The organism is Mesorhizobium sp. WSM4842 (assembly GCF_055901575.1).
In genome coordinates, this window is record NZ_CM148372.1 from 6,629,284 (window position 1) to 6,647,934 (window position 18,651).

The following is an 18,651-nucleotide window of genomic DNA, read 5'->3' on the forward strand; positions in this document are numbered from 1 at the left end:
CGCCAACCTGTTTCATACGCGCAAGGTTTTCTGCCCCTGCGAGTGCACGGCTCATGGTGCTTTACAAGCTTTCTGCGTCTTCCTTTTGCAATTCAAACGGACGAGATCGGAACGGAAAGGCGGACACTGGCGCAGTTATGGGACAGCGACTACCAGGCAGATCAGTGTCACGACCGCGTGATGTGGTGCTATAGACCTCAATGTTGGACGAGCAACGAACAATCTGTCGCGAGATTTGTTGCTTTCACCGGAAATCACCACTAGAAGCGACGCTCCGCAGACAAATCCACCGGAGAGTTTCATGCCAGAAGAAGACTTCAAAAACATCGACAACCTCATCCAGCTTACCGCAGATGTTGTCTCAGCCTATGTTTCCAACAATCCCGTTCCGGTGGGGGACCTTTCAGCCCTGATCGGCCAAGTGCACGAAGCTTTGAAGGGCACGGCGGCCGGTCGCGTCTCGGCACAAGAGCCGACGGTGTTGACGCCGGCGGTCCCGATCAGAAAATCGGTGACGCCGGACTACATTGTCTCCCTTGAGGATGGGAAGAAATTCAAATCGCTGAAGCGTCATCTGTCGACCCACTACGGACTGACCCCTAGTGAATATCGCGCCAAATGGGGTCTGCCGGCGGACTATCCCATGGTCGCGCCGAACTATGCGGCTGCCCGCTCTGCGTTGGCCAAGACAATGGGACTCGGCCGCAAACCAAAAGAGCCTGAAATCTCGGCGCCCGAGAAGCGGTCTAGAAAGAAGGTACCAGCGTGACTTCTTCCGTCCAGCTCGTTGTGGGCTGGCGGCTCGATCGGCATAATGTGAGCTAAACATTGAAAAGGCGGGACCAGGTCCCGCCTTTTCCTTGCAGACGGTGTGATTACACACCCGCGAAGCGGAACGGAATTGACATAACGCAGAGACACAGGAGATCGCAGGGGTAAAAGGAGGACAGTTATCAACTTGGGAGAGAAACTGTTGCAGACTTCTATCCTGAAAAAACATCGCGAGGCTCTCCTGCCTTGGTACACCATCTATCCGACTGTGCCGGAGTTCTCCGCAGCGGTCGGCGCCGAAAGCTATGAGGAATGGCTAAGAGGTCTGCCGGCTGACGATCCGGTGTCGCTCTATCTCCACATTCCGTTCTGCCGATCGATTTGCTGGTATTGCGGCTTTCCGACCACGATTGCCCGCAATCAGGGTCCGATCCTCGACTATGTGGCCGTTCTGCGTGACGAGATCCGTTTGGTCTCGGAGCAGGTGCAGCAGAGGCTCGTCGTGGACGACGTGCATTTCGGCGGTGGAACCCCGACCCTGATCGGGGCAGCGGAATTCTTGGCCATGATTGAACTCCTGCGCCGCCGCTTCGTGTTCAGGGAGCCCGCTAAAATCGCCGTCGAAATTGACCCGCGCACGTTCACGCGCGAGATCGCCGAGGCACTGGGGGCAGCCAATGTGAGCCGCGCGAGTCTCGGGGTGCAGAGTTTTGATCCAATTGTTCAAAAAGCCATCAACCGGGTCCAGAGCGAGGCGCAGACGGCCGCTGCCGTCGAAGAGCTGCGCCGGCATGGAGTAAGCGGCATCAACGTCGATCTCATGTTCGGTCTCCCGAATCAGACGGTAGAGTCCTGCGTCCAGACTGCGGCGGCAACCGCCGCCATGCGTCCCAACCGGCTTGCGGTGTTCGGCTACGCGCATATTCCATCGGTGATCAAGAATCAGCGCCTGATCGAGAAGACTGCTCTGCCGGACAGCGTCGCCCGCGCCGAACAGGCTGCGGCCGTGGCAGATACGCTGGTTGCGGCCGGCTACCGAGAGATCGGCCTCGACCATTTCGCCTTGCCGGACGACGAACTTACGCTGGCGCAGACCCGCGGTCGGCTACGCCGTAACTCGCTGGGTTACTCGGCCGACACCTGCAAAACCGTGATCGGTTTCGGCGCGTCGGCTATCGGGCGGGTCGGCGATGGTTACGTCCAGAACGAGGTGACACACGAGTCCTACAGCCGGCACATAGCAGGGGGCCGTCTGGCAACGTCAAAAGGCTACCGGCTCACAGACGAAGACCGCGTGCGAGCCGCAATCATCGAGCGGCTGATGTGCGATTTGGAGGCCGATGTGCCGGCAATCTGTGCGGCCTATGGATTCGATCCAATCCGCTTTCTCGATTCAACTGAACGCCTGGCGAAGCTGGCCGAGGACGGGGTAGTGGACATCGAAAACGGTCTCATCCGGGTGCGGCAAGAGCATCGCTTCGTGATTCGCGCTGTTGCGGCCGCATTCGATGCTTTTCTCGACCGGGTTGTCCCATAAGCACAGCCAAGCAGCGTGAGGGGCGTCAAAGCGATAAGCTCGTGCCAACGGCACGCTCGTAAAAATGCCGCAGGCCCCGGTCACGGCGCCCCTGCGCGGATTGAAGTGTTGGACCTTCCCGAATGGACGAGCGTGCCGCCCACAACGCGTCACAGTCATACAACGGTCACTGGTTTTGTGAGATGCCCGGCCGGTCGACATCTGTGCCTATGAATACTCCGTTTCGCAGGCAAGAAACTGGCGGGAACGACAAGATCGTCGGCGCGATTATCTCGTCCATGGCTCGCGCATTACGTGTACATCGCATCAAGTTCGATGCGGCAGCCCCTTGTTCGTCAGTGATAAGATCAACAGTTTTGGGGTTATGGACGGAAACTAGCCTAGCCTAGCCACAACTAATAGCGACGTGGGTACGATCCGAGAATTCTCAGGCCATCAATCTCCGCCAACGCGGCCAGCGCCGGGTGCGTCAAAACGTGTCCAGCGACATCGATGACATACTGATGGGTGTCTAGCCGCTCGCAGGTCGGACGCTGATAGACATTGAGAACGGCTAAATTGTCCTTCGAGAACCTGTTCAGGACACAACTGAGATTTTGCTCTGAAACGCGGAGGTGAAGTGTTGTCCGGTCAAATCCTGTCGGCGCAGGGGTCCTGCGCCCGAGCACCCACCACCGCGTAACGTTATGCAGCCCTTCTTCAATTCCTGTTCGCAATATCTGCAGATTGTACAGCTTGGCACCAAGCGCAGGACCAAATGCTGCTATCGAGGGAGATTTTTGCTCTGCCACGAAAGATGTCGATCCCCGACGGCTCTCTCGCTCGACATTGGGCATGTTCTCGTCGAGCCACCCGGCCACCTCCTGCAGGGCCACTGGGTGGCCCACCACCTTAGCGATCATCGAGAAACTCGCATCCTTGCTGGCCATGAGGCTGTAGCTCAGGACCTTCGGGTACTCGGCGATAATCGTGGGAGACCTCAAGCTCAAGACTTGGTCGAGGTAGGGAGTGGCTCCGACCAGAGAGGTCGTAGCTGGGACGCATGCAACGTGGACGCAGCCATTCTCATATGCTTCGAACAATCCGTCGCTGAACGGAACGAGTTCAACTTGGTCACCAAAGAGGTCCAGCGAGGCTTGATGGGTCCAGGTCCCCTCAGGGCCAATGTACCCTGCCCTCTTGATCCAGGAGGTGTGGATCGCTGGAGGCTGGCTGAATTGCTCGTTCATTCCCCGCCACGCTCGATCGAGAATGCGATAAACATCTGCTGCAGAAAGTAAGAGGGCTGGGACCCGCCCCTCTTCGCTTGCAACATCGTGTGGCAGTAGAACTTAGCAGCTTGCTACAATCAGCTGCCCCAGTCGGCGGGGATCCGTGTTCTTGCCCGCTCCTATGGCGCGGTCAGTGGCACTTCTGCCCGGCTCTTGCCGGGCAGAAGCAGAAAAAGGTCAGCCAGCTTTGCTGAGACTGCCAGCGGATGATTTGCCAGTACGGCGGTCCTGTTCGACCTCGTAGTTGATCTTCTGGCCCTCATTAAGGGTCGAAAGGCCCGCTCGCTCGACAGCGGAAATGTGGACGAAAACGTCCTGACCTCCGTTGTCAGGCTGGATAAAACCGAATCCCTTGGTGCTGTTGAACCACTTCACCGTTCCAGTCGCCATAGCGTATTCCTTTGTAACCATTCAATGTAGGCAGGCCATAAGCCAGGTCCGCTTCATATCCGAGACTTTAGGGCAGCAAAAGCTAAAATAGCAAAAGCCCGGTCAAATCGCTAAAGCGGCTCGCAAGCTCCATCATGACCGCCTGTCGCGGAAGCGTCTCCCGCGCTGGCGCTCCGAATGGCAAACACAAGTTCTGAAACGCTCCGGTAAATTCCAGAACCGCGTCTATCGCTGGTTTGGAGTCCTGTTAGGGACCTGCGATCGGCCGATGTGAGCAAGAGTACGCGGACGACCAGCAACTACGGGCGCGCGCTGACGCCACCATCTTCGCCGCTGTCCTAAGGGTATTTCACCTAGCCACCTCTTTAAGCGGCGAGCGCCCCCCATTCGGCGGTGTTAGACGTCGGACAATGTCGGAGGTACGCAACAGAGAGTCCGTTGAATCGCATCGCCGAAACGGCTTTCTCATCTGGCACGGTTCCTGCGGGGTCATGCAAACGCGCAGGAGAGTCGTCCCATGATCCCCACACAGAAAAATGCCGCCCCACCTTTCGCCGACCTACTCAAAACTGACATCCGAGCCGGGCCTGGCAGCATTGTGAGGGCTCGTCTGGACCGGCGCTGCCCACCGATCCACCTTCTCCCAGTGGGGGCGACTGGGACGCAGCATCTTCAAATTGAGGGACAACTCACTTCCCTGCGAACCTTGTCCATCGCCCGGTCACCACAACCGAAGCCACCGTCTGCCTGGCTGCGGGGCGCACTTTTTGCGAGCGCGCTGACATTTCTGACGACCGCGCCGTCTCCGGCGGCCGCCTATGACATAGCGAATTTCCTGCTCGACAACGGCATGGAGGTGGTCGTCATACCCGATCACCGCGCGCCCATCGTCACCCATATGGTGTGGTACAAGGTCGGCAGTGCCGACGAGCCTCCGGGCAAATCCGGCATCGCGCATTTCTTCGAGCATCTGATGTTCAAAGGGACGGCCAATCACGGCGCCGGCGAGTTGGACCGCGCGGTGGCGGAGATCGGGGGCTCGCTAAACGCCTTCACCTCTTACGATTATACTGCCTTCTACGAAAGAGTGGCGCCCTCGGCAGTGGAGCAGATGATGAGCTTCGAGGCTGATCGCATGCGCAATCTCACCCTCACGGATGACGTCATCAACACCGAGCGGGACGTGGTCCGCGAGGAGCGTCGCTTGAGGGTCGACAACAATCCGGAGGCGCTTCTCGATGAGGAGGTCGTCACGACGCTCTGGCAGAGCCAACCCTACCGGATCCCGGTGATCGGCTGGATGCACGAGATCGAGAAGCTGGACCGCAACGACGCCGTGGCTTTTTATGACAAGTACGGGCCGAACAACGCCGTGCTGGTGGTGGCAGGCGACGTCGAGCCCGAGGCCGTGAAGGCGCTGGCCGAGAAGACCTATGGCAAGGTCCCGCGTGGACCAGATCTGCCGCCACGCGAACGCCCGTCTGAGCCGGTGCAGAACACCAGGCGCACATTGACGCTAAGGGATGGCCGCGTTTCGGTCCCCATCTTTTCCAGATGTTGGGTGGTGCCGTCCTATCGCACCGCCGAGCCCGGCGAAGCCGAGGCGCTGGACCTGCTGGCACAGATTCTCGCCGGGGGCAACCGCAGCCGGCTGTACCAGGAGCTCGTTGTGAAGCAGGGCATAGCCGCAGCGGCCGACGCTGATTTCGAGGGCACCATGCTGGATGCTGGCAAGTTCAGCATCCGCGGCTGGCCGCGCGGCAAGGCGAAGCTTGCGGATGTCGAGGCCGCAGTCGACGCCGAGATAGCGCGCATCGCCAGGAACGGCATCACCAGCGACGAACTGGAGAAGACGAAAAACCGCTATATCCGCTCGTTCATCTTCGCCCATGACGAGCAGGCCTCCGTCGCTGGCATGTATGGCGCCACGCTTGCCACAGGCGGCAATGTGAAAGACGTCGAGGAATGGCCGGACCGCATCCGCAAGGTCACGGCCGATCAGGTTAAGGCCGTTGCCGCCCGCTACCTCGTGTCCGACCATTCGACCACCGGCTATCTCCTGCCCAAGGAAAATTGATATGATGACGAACCAATTCCGCAGGGCCATTCCACAAGCATTGCCCTCTCCTTTTGGACAAGGCTGGCGCCTCGCCTCCTGGCTGGCTGTCCTTTGCCTTGCTATTTTCTTCCTCACCCTGCCAGCGCGTACCGCCCGTGCTGCGGCGAACATCCAGGAGGTGAAATCTGAAAAGGGGATCACCGCCTGGCTGGTGGAAGACCATACGCTGCCGATCGTCACGCTCCAGTTCGTGTTTGACGGCGGCACCAGCCAGGACCCGGCCGGTAAGGAGGGGCTTGCCAATTTGATGACCGGCTTGTTCGACGAGGGCGCAGGCGATCACGGCGGCGACACCTTTCAGGTGCGACTCGATGATGCCGGCGCTGAGATGAGCTTCCACGCGCGGCCTGACGGCATCTATGGCTCGGTGCGCATGCTTTCCCAGCGCCAGGACGCCGCTTTCGATCTCATCAGGCTCGCGTTGAACAGGCCCCGCTTCGATCAGGAACCCTTTGACCGAATCCGCGCTCAGCTTCTCTCCGGCATCATCGCCAACGAGCGCGAACCTCACGCGATCGGCTGGGATGCATGGCGGCGCAGGCTCTACGGCGCGCATCCGTATTCGAGGCCGCCCGAGGGCACCAAGGAAAGCCTGGCCCGCATAACGCCCGCCGATCTAAGCGCCTTCCACAAGGCCGCTTTCGCCCGCGAGGGGCTGCACGTGGCGGTTGTCGGCGACATCGATGCCAAAGCCCTGAGTGCAAGGCTCGACCAGTTGTTCGGCGATTTGCCTCAGAAGCAGGCGCTCGCCCAGGTACCTGATGTCACCCCGAAGCTCGGCCAGTGGACGTTGGTCGCATACGCCCTGCCCCAGACTTCGCTCCAGCTGGCTTTTCCCGGCATCGGACGCAGCGACCCGGAATTCTATGCCGCGCAGCTGATAAACGATATACTCGGAGGCTCGCCATTCACCTCACGTCTGTTCCAGGAAGTGCGGGAAAAGCGTGGCCTGGCCTACGGTGTGTCCTCTAGTTTGGAAGGCCACCAGCATTCCAACACGCTTGTCGTGACCACGTCGACGCGCGCCGACAGGGCGGCGGAGACGCTCGACCTGATTAGACAAGTAATCAAGGAGCTGGTGGACACCGGGCCAACAGCGGCCGAGCTCGAAGCGAGCAAAAAGTATCTGATCGGGGCCTATGCTATCAGCAATCTGGGTTCCTCCAGGGCGATTTCAGCCACGCTTGTCCGAATGCAGCTCGACAAGCTCGGCATAGACTACATCCAGCGGCGTCCGGCCCTTATCGAGCAGGTGACGCTCGACCAGGTCAGAGCGGCGGCGAAGAAGCTGCTTTCGGCGGAGCCCGCCATTATGGGCGTTGGCCCGCGGCTTGCCGGCGTACCGTGACGACGAACAGTCTCGCGCTCTGCCAAGCTTCGCGCTGATCGTCTTGGGAACTGCGTTTATGCTGATTAGCCAACAGTTGGCAAGGAAGGGATTCTAACTTTCCCGTATATGAAACACGCGAAAGTTAGGATGTCTTTTAATTTTGGAGCCGGTCGAGAGATCGAAGAGCGCCTCGCACAGAAAATGAGGCAGCCCAAGGAGCGTCAGCGCTTGCGCCGGCCGAAGGGCCGGGACGCGGGCCTGACTGCAGTGACAGATCGGTTAAGAGGGCAGACGCAGAATGTCAGCATAGCACCGCCGAGGGCGGAACACGGGACCCCGGCCCCCGACGAGGAGTGCCGCTTTTCCAGCTAGGGATCGTCACCTGCTTGGGCCGAAACGCACCTTTGCGGTTCGGTGGCGGTAACCATAGACCCCGCCCGGCATAGCCGGCAGCCCCCGCAAAGTATAGGAGTTCGCGTCGTTTGGGTATTTATGGGTCGTTTATTGGGTAAAGCCGGTTCTGTCACTGGTTCAAAGTCATGTGCGACACCGACAAAGCAGTTGTGTTCTGGCAGGCTAGTGTTCTCTTCGACAATGCATCGATGGCGCGGATTTTCCGTTTGGAGTCGCGAGTTTATTCAGACTGGCGGACCGATCGCGGCTTTCCACACGAGCCTCAATAATAACGCGCTGAAAAGGCGGCATGAGAAGCTTGGAAGAAGCGTGCAAAGCAACTTTTTGGGCAGGAAGCTCCGACCCCAGTTTTTGTTCAGTAATCTTTATAATGCCAGCCTCACCTTCGGGTTTGCGGAGGACGCCGATCGTGATCCGCAGAGCTACCCGCGGTGGGAAGCCGATGTCCATTGTTCAGTTTGCGCCGGTGAGAACCGCAAGCCATCGACCAGAAGAGTTCAAAAATTCTCCCTTTCAAGCTGAGTGGAATGGCCTACCAGCCGTCTGGCTGAGGTCCTATAAGAAACCCGCAGGTGCGGAGTACACACCGACGCCCTGTCGACATTATCCGCCGCGTTTGAGAGGAATCCGGTATTGCCCCTGTGCCTGCCGATGATCCGCCACCTGAAATCCCCGGATCTGTTTGACGCCATCGATCGCCTGCCGGCGCTCGGCACGCCGGTTAGCGAGCGGACATTCGAGGTCCTCAACCCGTCGAGCGGCGAAATGCTGGCAGTACTTCCCGACATGGGTGTGGAGGAGACACGCGCTGCGATCGACAAGGCCTACGTAGCGCAGCCTGGATGGGCGGGGCTGACCGCCCGAGAACGCAGTGACGTTCTGTGGCGATGGCATGAGCTGATCATTGACCACGCCGGTGATCTTGCAGCGATACTCACTGCAGAGATGGGCAAGCCGTTTGCCGAAGCCAAGTCGGAGGTTTCGCATGCGGCCGCGTATCTGCAATGGTACGCCGAAGAAGCCAATCGCATCTATGGCGAGACGATCCCCGCACCATCGACAGACCGTCGGATGCTGGTGATCAAGCAGCCCATCGGTGTGGTCGGCACGATTACGCCGTGGAATTTCCCAGCGTCGATGGTGGCGCGCAAGATCTCGCCGGCCCTGGCGGCGGGCTGCGCGATCGTGCTTAAACCTGCTGAACAGACGCCGCTCGTGGCAGGTGCAATGTTCGCCCTTGCGCACCAGGCCGGCTTTCCCGACGGCGTCGTCAACCTGGTCTATGCGTCGGAAGGTGATGGCGTTGGACGCGAACTCTGCTCCAATCCCAAGGTCCGAAAGATCAGCTTTACAGGCTCGACCGAGGTTGGCCGGCTGCTGATGCGTCAGTGCTCAGATCAGATCAAGAAGGTCAGCCTCGAGCTCGGCGGCAATGCGCCATTCATCGTCTTCGACGACGCCGATATCGACGCTGCGGTTGACGGCGCGATCCAGGCGAAGTTCCGTAACGCCGGCCAGACTTGCGTTTCAGCGAACCGTCTTTACGTCCAATCGAGCGTTCACGATGAGTTCGTCGAGAAATTCGTGGAGAAAGTGCGGCACTTGTCGGTTGGCGACGGCTTTACTCCCGCAGTGGACATCGGACCGCTCATCGACATGCATGCCCTTGCCAAGATCGAGTCCCATATCGCAGACGCCGTTGCTAAAGGCAGCATAATTCGCTGCGGGGCCGAGCGTTTCGGCAAGGATGGCACCTTCTTCGAACCAACAGTCCTCACCGAGGTATCCAGCATCATGGTGATTGCGCAAGAGGAGACTTTCGGGCCGCTGGCCCCGATCATTCGCTTCCACGATGCGGATCAGGTTGTGCGTGATGCCAACGACACGATCTACGGCCTAGCCGCCTATTTCTATGCCTCGAACCTGAAGCGTGTCTGGCGCGTTGCCGAGGCATTGGAATACGGCATGGTTGGCATCAACACGGGGCGTATGTCTTCGGAAGCGGCGCCCTTTGGCGGGATGAAGCAGTCCGGCATCGGGCGGGAGGGTTCCCGCCACGGGCTCGAAGACTACCTCGAAATGAAATATCTCTGCATAGGCGGAATCTGATCTCTATGTGGACGGACACCTCAGGCTCAGAATGAACCAAAGGGATGATCGAGCGCTTTGGCGAACCTTCTTGCGGCTGGTTCGGGTCGTCTATCGCGACCCCGGCCTGCGCGCCTTAAGTGTGCATCTAGGCGCCCAGTACGTTGAACCGCCTCTGCGGCGACGAGCCAAGGCGCCGGTACCGGACGGTACGTTGCTCATCCTATCCAACCGCGGCAAGCATCTCATCTGTGCGGGGCGACAGCATCGAGAAGTACCCGGAGATCCACGCCGCCGACAGTTCACCCTTATATGGATATCCAAGATAGGTTCGGCCGCGATCGCTCGTTTGGGGCTCATAAATTGCCCCTCGTAAACGACGTATAGCCTCTTCGGAACGGGCAGGTGCCGATCGCCGTTCGGCGCCCTAATTGCCTCATTTAGTAATTTAGTCCGATCACCTTCAGATAGGTTGAGGGGCATTTTCCAACCCACGTTTTCGGCTCGCTGTCGTCAAATTCAAACACGGATGAGCGCCCTTTCCGACGTGATTGAATCGACGCTCGCCCTTGTCATAGCGCCGCCCTGTTGCCTTTCCCTTCTTTGCAACGCCGGCCGCTGCCATTTTCTATCTTCGCTCCTCAATACCCAACCGCCGCCCCAAAACGAAGTGTCTTCGGGCTCTGCCTCAAAAATGTCATAAGGCGCAATACCTCCTCTTCCTGTTGCCGCGGCCCAAGCTCGGCGACTAGCAGGCTTTTGAACAGGTCAGGCTCTATCGCGAAGGACATCGCAGGGGCCCGACCCTGACTTGGCGGAAACGCGAAAGCAAATGAACGGGTAAACCACTCGCGGTCGGCGTCAAGATTCGGCACTGAATTCCACCTTGGGCGCGGGAGCGACTCCCGAAATCGTTCGATGCTGTCCGATTATTGGGAAGTCCGCCAAGGCACCGGCGTGTTTGCGTCCGCGCCGCGAGACAATGCTGGGTCCCATCACTGTGGTGCCGTCAATCACGATGGTTCTGCAGAGAAATGTCTCGCCAGGTGGTTCACGCGAACTAGAACGCGATCGTCCATCAGATGCGCTGACACAGCGAATGTCGTCAACCCAACGGTGCAGCGCGTCCGCACGGCGAGCGGATGACGCCACGGACACTTTTTACGCCGCAATCTCCTTATTGCCGCACAAGCAATTGAGCGCCCTTCGCGCATCGCTCTGAATCGCTACAGTCGCCGGCATTCCCGCCTGGAGAAGATACAGTGACACTAGACGTGCCCAGGCCGCGCATCCACGAGAGACATTGAGGGGTGAGATCCAATGATTATAGCGCATCTGCTCGACATGGACGGAGTCCTGGTCCGCGGCGGCCAACCGATTGCTGGCTCGGTCGACTATGTCGCCGGGCTAGTCGCCAAGGGTGAGCCGTTTCAGATCTTCACCAATAACTCGCGCTTCACGCCCGAAGATCATGCCGAGCGTCTAAGAGCGGTTGGCTTCGCCGTGCAGCCAGAGCACATCTACACATCGGCGCTCGCCACCGCGCGGTTCGTGGAACTACAAAAGCACGGATCATCTGCTTATGTCATCGGCGACCACGGTCTGGTCGAGGCCCTGCGGCAGGCAGGCTGCCGGATAACGGAGTTTGCCCCCGAGTTCGTGGTCCTCGGAGACACCACTTCGTACCACTATGAACAGATCGCAACTGGCGCCGAGCTTGTGGCGAAGGGCGCGCGCTTTCTCGCCACCAATCCGGATGCGACTGGCCCGACCGAGCGAGGCTCTCATCCGGCATGCGGTGCAGTCGCAGCACTAATCGAGAAGGCCACCGGCCGTCAGCCCTATTTCGTCGGGAAGCCGAACCCCTTCATGATGCGCAACGCGCTCGACCGGCTCGGAGTGCGAGCTGTCGATACCATCATGGTCGGTGACCGCATGGACACCGACGTGCTCGCAGGGCTGGAATCGGGCCTGAGGACAGCCCTTGTGCTTACTGGGGTGACCAAACTGGCTGACATAGAGCGGTTTCCATTCAGACCGGACCACGTGGTCGAGCGCCTTGCCGATCTGGGCCAGATCATCGTGAACCAATAAGCCGAGTCCACCCTTACACGAAGACCGAACGCTCCCTCTACGTTCCGCATGGGGCCGCCAACCTGGGCAATTGTCGGGAGGAACGCTGGCCGCATCCAGAAAAGAAGTGATAAGCATGACAACTTAGTCGAAGTATACCCATGTAGCCCAATGCAGGCCGGTCTTGACCTCCAAGAAGCAAGAGTCTTCGACCGAAGAGTCTCGCGCGCCGAAGTAGGCTAGTCCAGCGAATGGGCAGGTCGGATCGACCAGATGCGTTCGCTGCGACACTCACGCCCGACACCGCCTTCGTTTCTGTCATGGCTGCGAACAACGAGATGGGCGTCGTTCAACTCATTGTAGTTTAGACCGATATCGTCGCCGCCTCGCTCCGGAGGCGATCCTACACGTGGACGCCGCGCAGGTTGTTAGTCGTATACCCATAGATCTGACAGACGAGTTCGTCGAAGTCGATCTGCTCTCCCTATCAGCGCATAAATTCCAAGGCCCGAAAGGCGTGGGCGCGTTGTACATTAGGGAGGGGTTGCGCCTCGAACCGCTTTTTTATGGTGAACAGGAGGACGGGCGACGGCGCGGGACGCTGAACAGCGAAGCAGCCGCCTGACTGGCCGTTGCCGCGGAACAGGCGGCTCGGCGGCTGAGTGTAGCGAGTGGCATCGAAGCGCTTCGAAACAACTTTGAACGGGAGTTGGCAATCCGCCTGCCGCAAGTACGTTTTAATGGGATTCAAGCACCGCGCCTTCCAAATACGTGCTCTTTGACCATCCCGTGGTGTGAGGCCGATGCGATTGTCGAGCGCCTGGCGATGCGCGGAATCTGTCTCTCCACAGGTTCCGCCTGCCGCGGTGGCTCCACCGCTCCGTCGCATGTGCTGACGACGATGGGGATCAGCTATGAAGATGCTAAGCCTACGCTGCGAGTGAGCCTTTCCACATTTACTCCAAAGGCGGATCTCGAGTTGGCAATGGCCGAAATAGTCGCTGCCGTGAATACGGAGCCACAACGACCGCGCTCGAAGTCTGACAATTCTTCAGCACCAGTTCGCATAGCCGGACGCGAAACATTGCGCCTCTAATTTGAAGTTCTGAACGCGAGTGACATCTGAACACGGATGCCCGGCAGGAGACTGAGCTCGCTGCCGGGCCGGGTACGCCTTGGGAGGTGGCGTAATTCAGCGACTCTCGTGGAGGTGGGAACCACTCAGTCCGCGCGTTTTGCTGAATAGCGTGCATGTACCGTGCCAGGTCAAAAAGCGCTTAAAAACACCCGAGAGTCAGGTTCCTGTACCTTGCGTACCCGACATTGTCGGCTATCGGACAATACGAACGTGCCTCTTGGCATCGACGATGCCTCAACCAGAGCGCCCTCGAAGGCCGTTCGCTGCCATGTCGAGCGGCCAATCGGTGGTGACGGGTTTTAGCTCCGAACTGTTCGCCGGCTGACGGACAGGGCGGACTGTCACTTTTTAAAGAAGGAAATCTCTGTACCCTCCATTCATGAGGGCGCGGCCACGCGAGACGGCGCGGCGAATGCGGTCGCGCAGATGATCGCGAGGATCCCTCCAATCGGCATGGACGCGCCGTTGACCAACCAGCGCTTCGGCGAGCTCACGATGTGACGCCCCAGCAAGTGAGCCGTCGAGCGCACGAAGAACGAAGGTCAAGCGCGGACCGCGTCTTTCCGGCGGAAACAAGCGGGCGGGCAGGTGTTGACCCAGACTTAGAGAATTGAGGCACTCGAGCGCCCTCAGACGGGGCTTCGAAAGCATCGCTGGCCAGATCGCCTCGGTGCGGAGGCAAACAGGGCGCAAGATATCCGCGCCAGAGACGGCGAGCTGGAGCGTATGTTCCGCATTGCGAAGAAGAACATGCTGGCCCTTGTCGGGCGCCAGCAGGACCGTCGCACGACATGGCAACGCCGAGAGCTCGAACGGCAATGTCGCCGAGGATGCGGACAGCTGTTCTGCAATGACCGGCAGCACATGGACGCACCAGAGCGGAGACCAGAATACGAGCGAATTTCGCCCATAAGACTCGGCGAAACAGGACACCCCAGCGCGACAGGTCACCGGCCGACGCGACCACGTCGAGAAAGGGTTGGTGAGACAAAGTATTGGCCTGCTGACGCGTTGCGACCAGATCACGCTGGAATGCTGGATTGCGGCGTAAGAACTCCCAAGCCCATTCCCGTGGCGTCAGACCAGTGGTGTAATCGTATGATCTTTCATCGCGCCAATCAGCCTCATCCACGCCTGTCACGAGAACTGTAGGCACGACTGTGCTCCCCTGCCCGCCCCCACGGACGTCGAAAGTTCGTGCCACTTGGCAAAGCACAGGCCCCGAAGGCACCGGACCTCCATGGCGCCATTTCGTAGAAGCGTGTGCCATTGGCGCTGTCGAGGGCAGAAGTCGCGCGCAAGTAGCCACCAGGCCGTTGAACCCGCGCAGCGACAGCCAGCGCGGCCTGTGCACGCCAGGGCAATCGATTTGATAGCGGTGATCGGCTCCTGCGTCGCGTTCAAGACGCTCCTTGGAGACGAAGTTGCGTAGCGGTGGATTGCCCGGTGCTTGTGGGCAAGTTGTCGTAGCGCAGGTGCTATAAAGTGAGTCATCGTAGGTCTCCTCGGGGGAATTTCCACCATTGGAGGCCAAGTTTCAGGGTATGGCAGCCTGTATAGGTGTACAGGTTGAGCCGACTGTGCAGTGGGCCCGCAAAACGAATCGGCAAGGCGCGCAATTGCTTTTGGGGTGGTGCTCACGCCGGGGTTTTGCGAGCGGCATGGAGATGGAGCGGCCGGGGACCACTTGCGCCTGCTGCAGCCGTTTTCCAGGCAGACTTGTCCCACGCTGCCTTTGGTGCGGCGCACAACTCGCAGCGTCAGCCAAAGACCGCCGATCGTTGGCCGTCTCACCGAGATAGGATGCCGAGCCGGAGCTTCCCTGTTCCTGACCCTCATACCTTGCATATTGAACGACGGTCGCCAGCAGCTGAATGTAGCTCGCGACCACTCCCATGTGTTCGTTCGAACGCAGCTTGCTGGCGCGATCGGCAGACTTAAAATGCAATCAAGGGGACGGCTCAGGCCGAGTTTGCTGGCAGGGTTGGATAACCATCAGCTCGGCCAAGCGGCGCCCCATCCCTTCCTCGGATCCCCTGTTTTTGACTGGTGGCGGTGTCTAGACCCCTAGGCACAGGCCGCTTGGTCGCTCACGGCGTCCGTTGCCTCATGATGTCTGCCATTGAATCCCTGCGCGTGAAGCGTTCCGGAGCGAAGATGTCGGGGGCCAACCAAGTTCATTGTGAGCTTCCCTGCTTGAGCTCTACGCGGCGTCACCTAACTCCCCGCAGGAGGTCGATCGGGTGATTGCGCGGTGCACTCGTTGTCGGATTCTCGACGATGTCGGACATCTGACACAGCGCTGTCAGAGCGGTCACATTGTTCCGAAACGATTTTCCAGTTGGCACGACGGTTGCAGTCCTATGCGCAAAAGCACTGCGACGCCGCACCGACTGAAAAGAACCCACCTGATGATCACGGCTTTCGAACATGGGGGCGCAGCCGCCAACACTGAGCCTTCCCGAGCAGACGGAAGCCATTGCGCTTTCATTCCTCCGGTTGTCCGGACATGAGCGAATTCGATTTCCGCCCAACACTGAATGCACCCGACGATGACCCCCATCTTTGGCTCGAAGATGTAGAAGGCGAACGGGCACTTGCGTGGACCGCCAGCCAGTCGGCAAAGACCCTGAAGCACTTCGCGGGAATGCAGTTCGAGCGCGACCGGGCGGCGCTGCCAGCCATTTTCGACCGTCCCGACAGAATTCCCCTGGTCACGCGCCGCGGTCAGTACCTCTACAATTTCTGGCGAGATGCCGGAAATCCGCGCGGACTGTGGCGCCGGATCACCCTTGCCGTCTACATGCAGGCGGATCCCCAATGGGAGCTACTGCTCGATCTGGATGCCCTCGCGGCTAGCGACGGAGAGGACTGGATCTGGGGCGGCGCGTCGATCGAGCCGGAGAGACGGGAAAGAGCCGTTCTGCGCCTGTCGCGCGGCGGCAGCGACGCGGTCGTGCATCGCGAATTCGACTTCAGCTCTCTGAGCTTTGTCGCCGACGGTTTCGATCTCCCCGAGGCCAAAAGCCGCATTAGTTGGCTGGACCCTGACACGCTTCTGCTTTCCAGTGCGCTTGGTAATGGCATGGCCACGCGCTGCGGCTACGCGCGCACCGTGCGACTGTGGAAGCGTGGCGCGGATCCCCTCGCGGCGCCGGTGATCTTCGAGACCGGTTCCGAAACCCTCGGTGTGTCTGGCCATCTGGACCGTACCGCCGAGAGCGAGCGCCTGTGGTTCGTCGAGCAGCTGGCCTGGCTCGAGAAGAAAGTCCGCATTGGTGATAGAAGCGGACCGAAGATTGAGATCGACCTTCCCAAGGACGCCAGGTGGGCTAACTTCGGCGATTGGCTGGTGGTAAAGCCGCGCAAAGCATGGACGGTTGCCGGCACAACCTATTGCGCCGACGCGCTGATCGGCATCTCGCTTTCCGCTTTCCTGGCCGGCGAGCGTCGTTTTAGTACCCTGTTTGAACCAGCCGAGAGGCGCTGTCTGCAGTCATTCTTCTGGAATGACGGGAAGCTCATTATCGGGTACCTGGCGAACCTCGCTCCGAGATTCGAGGTGTTCACCCCGGGCCCGCAGGAATGGACACGCCAAGCCCTTGACACAGCGCCCGCGCAAGGGACTGTTCACCTCTGGTCACTCGATGCGGAAGATCACGAGACCAATGGAGAGGTCCTGGTTTGCGCTCAGGATCCGATCACGCCGCCGCAACTTTTCCTATTCGATCTCAATGCCGCGCCGCCGCTCGGTGCTCCAGTGATCCTGAAGCGCAACCCGGAGACTTTCGACGCATCCGGACTGGTGGTCACGCGCCACGAGGCAGTCTCGATTGATCAGGAGATGATCCCCTATACGCAGGTTGGTCCGGCGAACGGGAACGGAGATGCCCCGGTTCACCTTTCCGCCTATGGCGGGTTCGGCAAATCGCTCCTGCCCTACTACTACTCCTCGCTCGGCAAGCTGTGGCTCGAGCGCGGCGGCACGTGTGTGGTGGCGAACATCCGCGGGGGCGGCGAGTTCGGCACCCGCTGGCACGATGCCGGGCGGAGGGAGGGCAAGCGTCTCGCCCATGACGATTTCGCCGCCGTTGCCGCCGACCTCGTGCGAAGGGGCATCACGCTGCCGAGGCGGATTGCCGCCCAGGGGGGCTCGAATGGCGGTCTACTGATCGCCAACATGCTTACCCGCTATCCTGAGCGTTTCGGCGCGCTGTTCTGCATGGTTCCGCTTATCGACATGCGCCGCTACACCAAACTCCTGGCGGGCGCGAGCTGGATCGACGAATATGGCGATCCCGACAAGGCTGACGATTGGGCTTTCCTGAAGGAAATCTCCGCCTATCACACTGCCACGCCGGGACAGCCCTATCCGCCTATCCTGCTCGCCACCATGAGACGCGACGACCGCGTCCACCCGGGCCATGCGCGTAAGATGGCCGCAAAACTGCAAGCTCTTGGCTATCCCGCTTACTTCTACGAGGCCAGCGCCGGCGGGCACGGCTACGGCAAGGACAATCGCGAGCAAGCCGCATTCATCAGTCTTGGCACCAATTTTCTTCGCAGCGCGATCGGCTGGCACGCCGATAGTGTTCATAAAACGGGGAGCCCGACAGGAGCGAACTCCGAATAAGTGAGTACAGGTCGATGACCGCGAGAACGGTGCAGATAATCCCGAAAATGCGCGCCAGAGCTCTGTCGATCTCAATCAATACTGCAGAACTATTTACAGTGAATCCTATCATTTCTGAAGAGCAAGGAGAAATATCATGGCAACAAAGCGAATGAACTGGGCGCGAGGAGTAACAGCGGCCGTCGTCCTGATGCTGGTTGGGCAGCAGGCGGCTGCGGCAGACCTTGCAGAACCGTGCGACCCGGATCAGGGTGCCTTGTTCACGGAATGGCCAAGCCCTTGGCAGATCCGCCTGCGCGCCTTGGGGGTTATCACTGAGGATTCGGGCTACGTTAACGCGGTGCCCGGCTCCGGTCTTTCCTATTCGAACACCGTAACGCCGGAACTCGATATTTCGTATTTCTTCACGGACAATGTCGCAGCCGAGCTTATCCTCGGCACCACCTATGCCAACATCACAGGCCAAGGCTCGATCGGCGGGCTGGGGAATATCGGCAAGGTTTGGCTGCTGCCGCCCACGCTGACATTGCAGTACCACTTTACCGATTTCGGCGCCTTCAAGCCCTATGTCGGCGCCGGCGTGAACTATACGATCTTCTATCATCAGCAAGCCGGCAGCGCCGATGATCTCAAGGTCAAGAACACGTTCGGCACCGCGCTACAGGTCGGGTTCGACTACATGGTCGACCAGCACTGGGGCGTCAACTTCGACGTGAAGAAGCTTTTCCTGAAGCCAGACTTCGACGTCACGGTGGCCGGCGCGAAGCAGACGGGAAAGGCGGAGCTCGATCCCTGGCTGATAGGCGCAGGCGTCACGTACCATTTCTGACAACGGAAGGCGAAGGCGGCTTACGCGCAGCCCGAGTCGAATGAAGGGCGCCTCGTGC

14 protein-coding genes and 1 pseudogene are annotated in these 18,651 nt (G+C 59.7%); 10 read left to right on the top strand and 5 right to left on the bottom strand.

What is annotated here, in order from left to right; genetic code table 11:
• Positions 1-301 precede the first annotated feature (301 nt).
• The gene (locus AC0NIE_RS32085) at positions 302-769 is read left to right on the top strand and encodes a Ros/MucR family transcriptional regulator (RefSeq protein ID WP_473489003.1); all 468 of its coding nucleotides are present in this window, start codon (positions 302-304) and stop codon (positions 767-769) included.
• Positions 770-973: 204 nt separating this feature from the next.
• Positions 974-2,308 (top strand): oxygen-independent coproporphyrinogen III oxidase, encoded by a 1,335-nt coding sequence (gene hemN / locus AC0NIE_RS32090; RefSeq protein WP_473488976.1) that lies wholly within the window; start codon positions 974-976, stop codon positions 2,306-2,308.
• Between the two features lie 395 nt (positions 2,309-2,703).
• Here the strand turns inward: hemN and AC0NIE_RS32095 are convergent, their stop codons facing one another.
• Positions 2,704-3,537, bottom strand: a complete 834-nt coding sequence (locus AC0NIE_RS32095; RefSeq protein WP_473488975.1) for a prephenate dehydratase — start codon at positions 3,535-3,537, stop codon at positions 2,704-2,706.
• A gap of 219 nt (positions 3,538-3,756) precedes the next feature.
• On the bottom strand, positions 3,757-3,969 hold the full coding sequence (locus AC0NIE_RS32100) for a cold-shock protein (protein ID WP_008874821.1): 213 nt from the start codon (positions 3,967-3,969) through the stop codon (positions 3,757-3,759).
• Between the two features lie 517 nt (positions 3,970-4,486).
• On the opposite strand from AC0NIE_RS32100, the gene AC0NIE_RS32105 reads away from it, so the two are divergent.
• A complete protein-coding gene (locus tag AC0NIE_RS32105; protein WP_473488974.1) occupies positions 4,487-6,046 on the top strand; it encodes a M16 family metallopeptidase in 1,560 nt (519 codons plus the stop codon).
• A gap of 4 nt (positions 6,047-6,050) precedes the next feature.
• Positions 6,051-7,436, top strand: a complete 1,386-nt coding sequence (locus AC0NIE_RS32110; protein WP_473489002.1) for a M16 family metallopeptidase — start codon at positions 6,051-6,053, stop codon at positions 7,434-7,436.
• Positions 7,437-7,994: 558 nt separating this feature from the next.
• On the opposite strand, the gene AC0NIE_RS32115 is transcribed toward AC0NIE_RS32110, so the two are convergent.
• A complete protein-coding gene (locus tag AC0NIE_RS32115) occupies positions 7,995-8,282 on the bottom strand; it encodes a hypothetical protein (protein WP_473488973.1) in 288 nt (95 codons plus the stop codon).
• A gap of 183 nt (positions 8,283-8,465) precedes the next feature.
• Here AC0NIE_RS32115 and AC0NIE_RS32120 point away from each other — a divergent pair, with 183 nt between their 5' ends.
• The 4 genes from AC0NIE_RS32120 (at position 8,466) to AC0NIE_RS32135 (ending at position 13,089) form a co-directional block, all read left to right on the top strand.
• Positions 8,466-9,941, top strand: a complete 1,476-nt coding sequence (locus AC0NIE_RS32120) for an NAD-dependent succinate-semialdehyde dehydrogenase (RefSeq protein ID WP_473488972.1) — start codon at positions 8,466-8,468, stop codon at positions 9,939-9,941.
• 1,299 nt (positions 9,942-11,240) lie between these two features.
• On the top strand, positions 11,241-12,014 hold the full coding sequence (locus AC0NIE_RS32125) for an HAD-IIA family hydrolase (RefSeq protein WP_473488971.1): 774 nt from the start codon (positions 11,241-11,243) through the stop codon (positions 12,012-12,014).
• A 388-nt stretch (positions 12,015-12,402) separates the two neighbouring features.
• Positions 12,403-12,618, top strand: coding sequence for an aminotransferase class V-fold PLP-dependent enzyme (locus AC0NIE_RS32130; RefSeq protein WP_473488970.1), 216 nt, complete (start codon positions 12,403-12,405; stop codon positions 12,616-12,618).
• Between the two features lie 153 nt (positions 12,619-12,771).
• On the top strand, positions 12,772-13,089 hold the full coding sequence (locus AC0NIE_RS32135) for a hypothetical protein (RefSeq protein WP_474047334.1): 318 nt from the start codon (positions 12,772-12,774) through the stop codon (positions 13,087-13,089).
• Between the two features lie 390 nt (positions 13,090-13,479).
• Here AC0NIE_RS32135 and AC0NIE_RS32140 read toward each other — a convergent pair whose 3' ends face one another.
• A complete protein-coding gene (locus tag AC0NIE_RS32140) occupies positions 13,480-13,995 on the bottom strand; it encodes a DUF2285 domain-containing protein (RefSeq protein WP_473488968.1) in 516 nt (171 codons plus the stop codon).
• Positions 13,996-14,110: 115 nt separating this feature from the next.
• Positions 14,111-14,401, bottom strand: a pseudogene (locus tag AC0NIE_RS32145) (transcriptional regulator domain-containing protein); the annotation flags it as partial.
• Positions 14,402-15,640: 1,239 nt separating this feature from the next.
• On the opposite strand from AC0NIE_RS32145, the gene AC0NIE_RS32150 reads away from it, so the two are divergent.
• Together AC0NIE_RS32150 and AC0NIE_RS32155 are read left to right on the top strand one after the other, a co-directional pair.
• Positions 15,641-17,764 carry a prolyl oligopeptidase family serine peptidase gene (locus tag AC0NIE_RS32150; RefSeq protein ID WP_473488967.1) on the top strand — a complete coding sequence of 708 codons (2,124 nt, stop codon included), beginning with the start codon at positions 15,641-15,643 and terminating at the stop codon, positions 17,762-17,764.
• Between the two features lie 136 nt (positions 17,765-17,900).
• Positions 17,901-18,593, top strand: a complete 693-nt coding sequence (locus AC0NIE_RS32155) for an OmpW/AlkL family protein (protein ID WP_473488966.1) — start codon at positions 17,901-17,903, stop codon at positions 18,591-18,593.
• Positions 18,594-18,651: the final 58 nt, after the last annotated feature.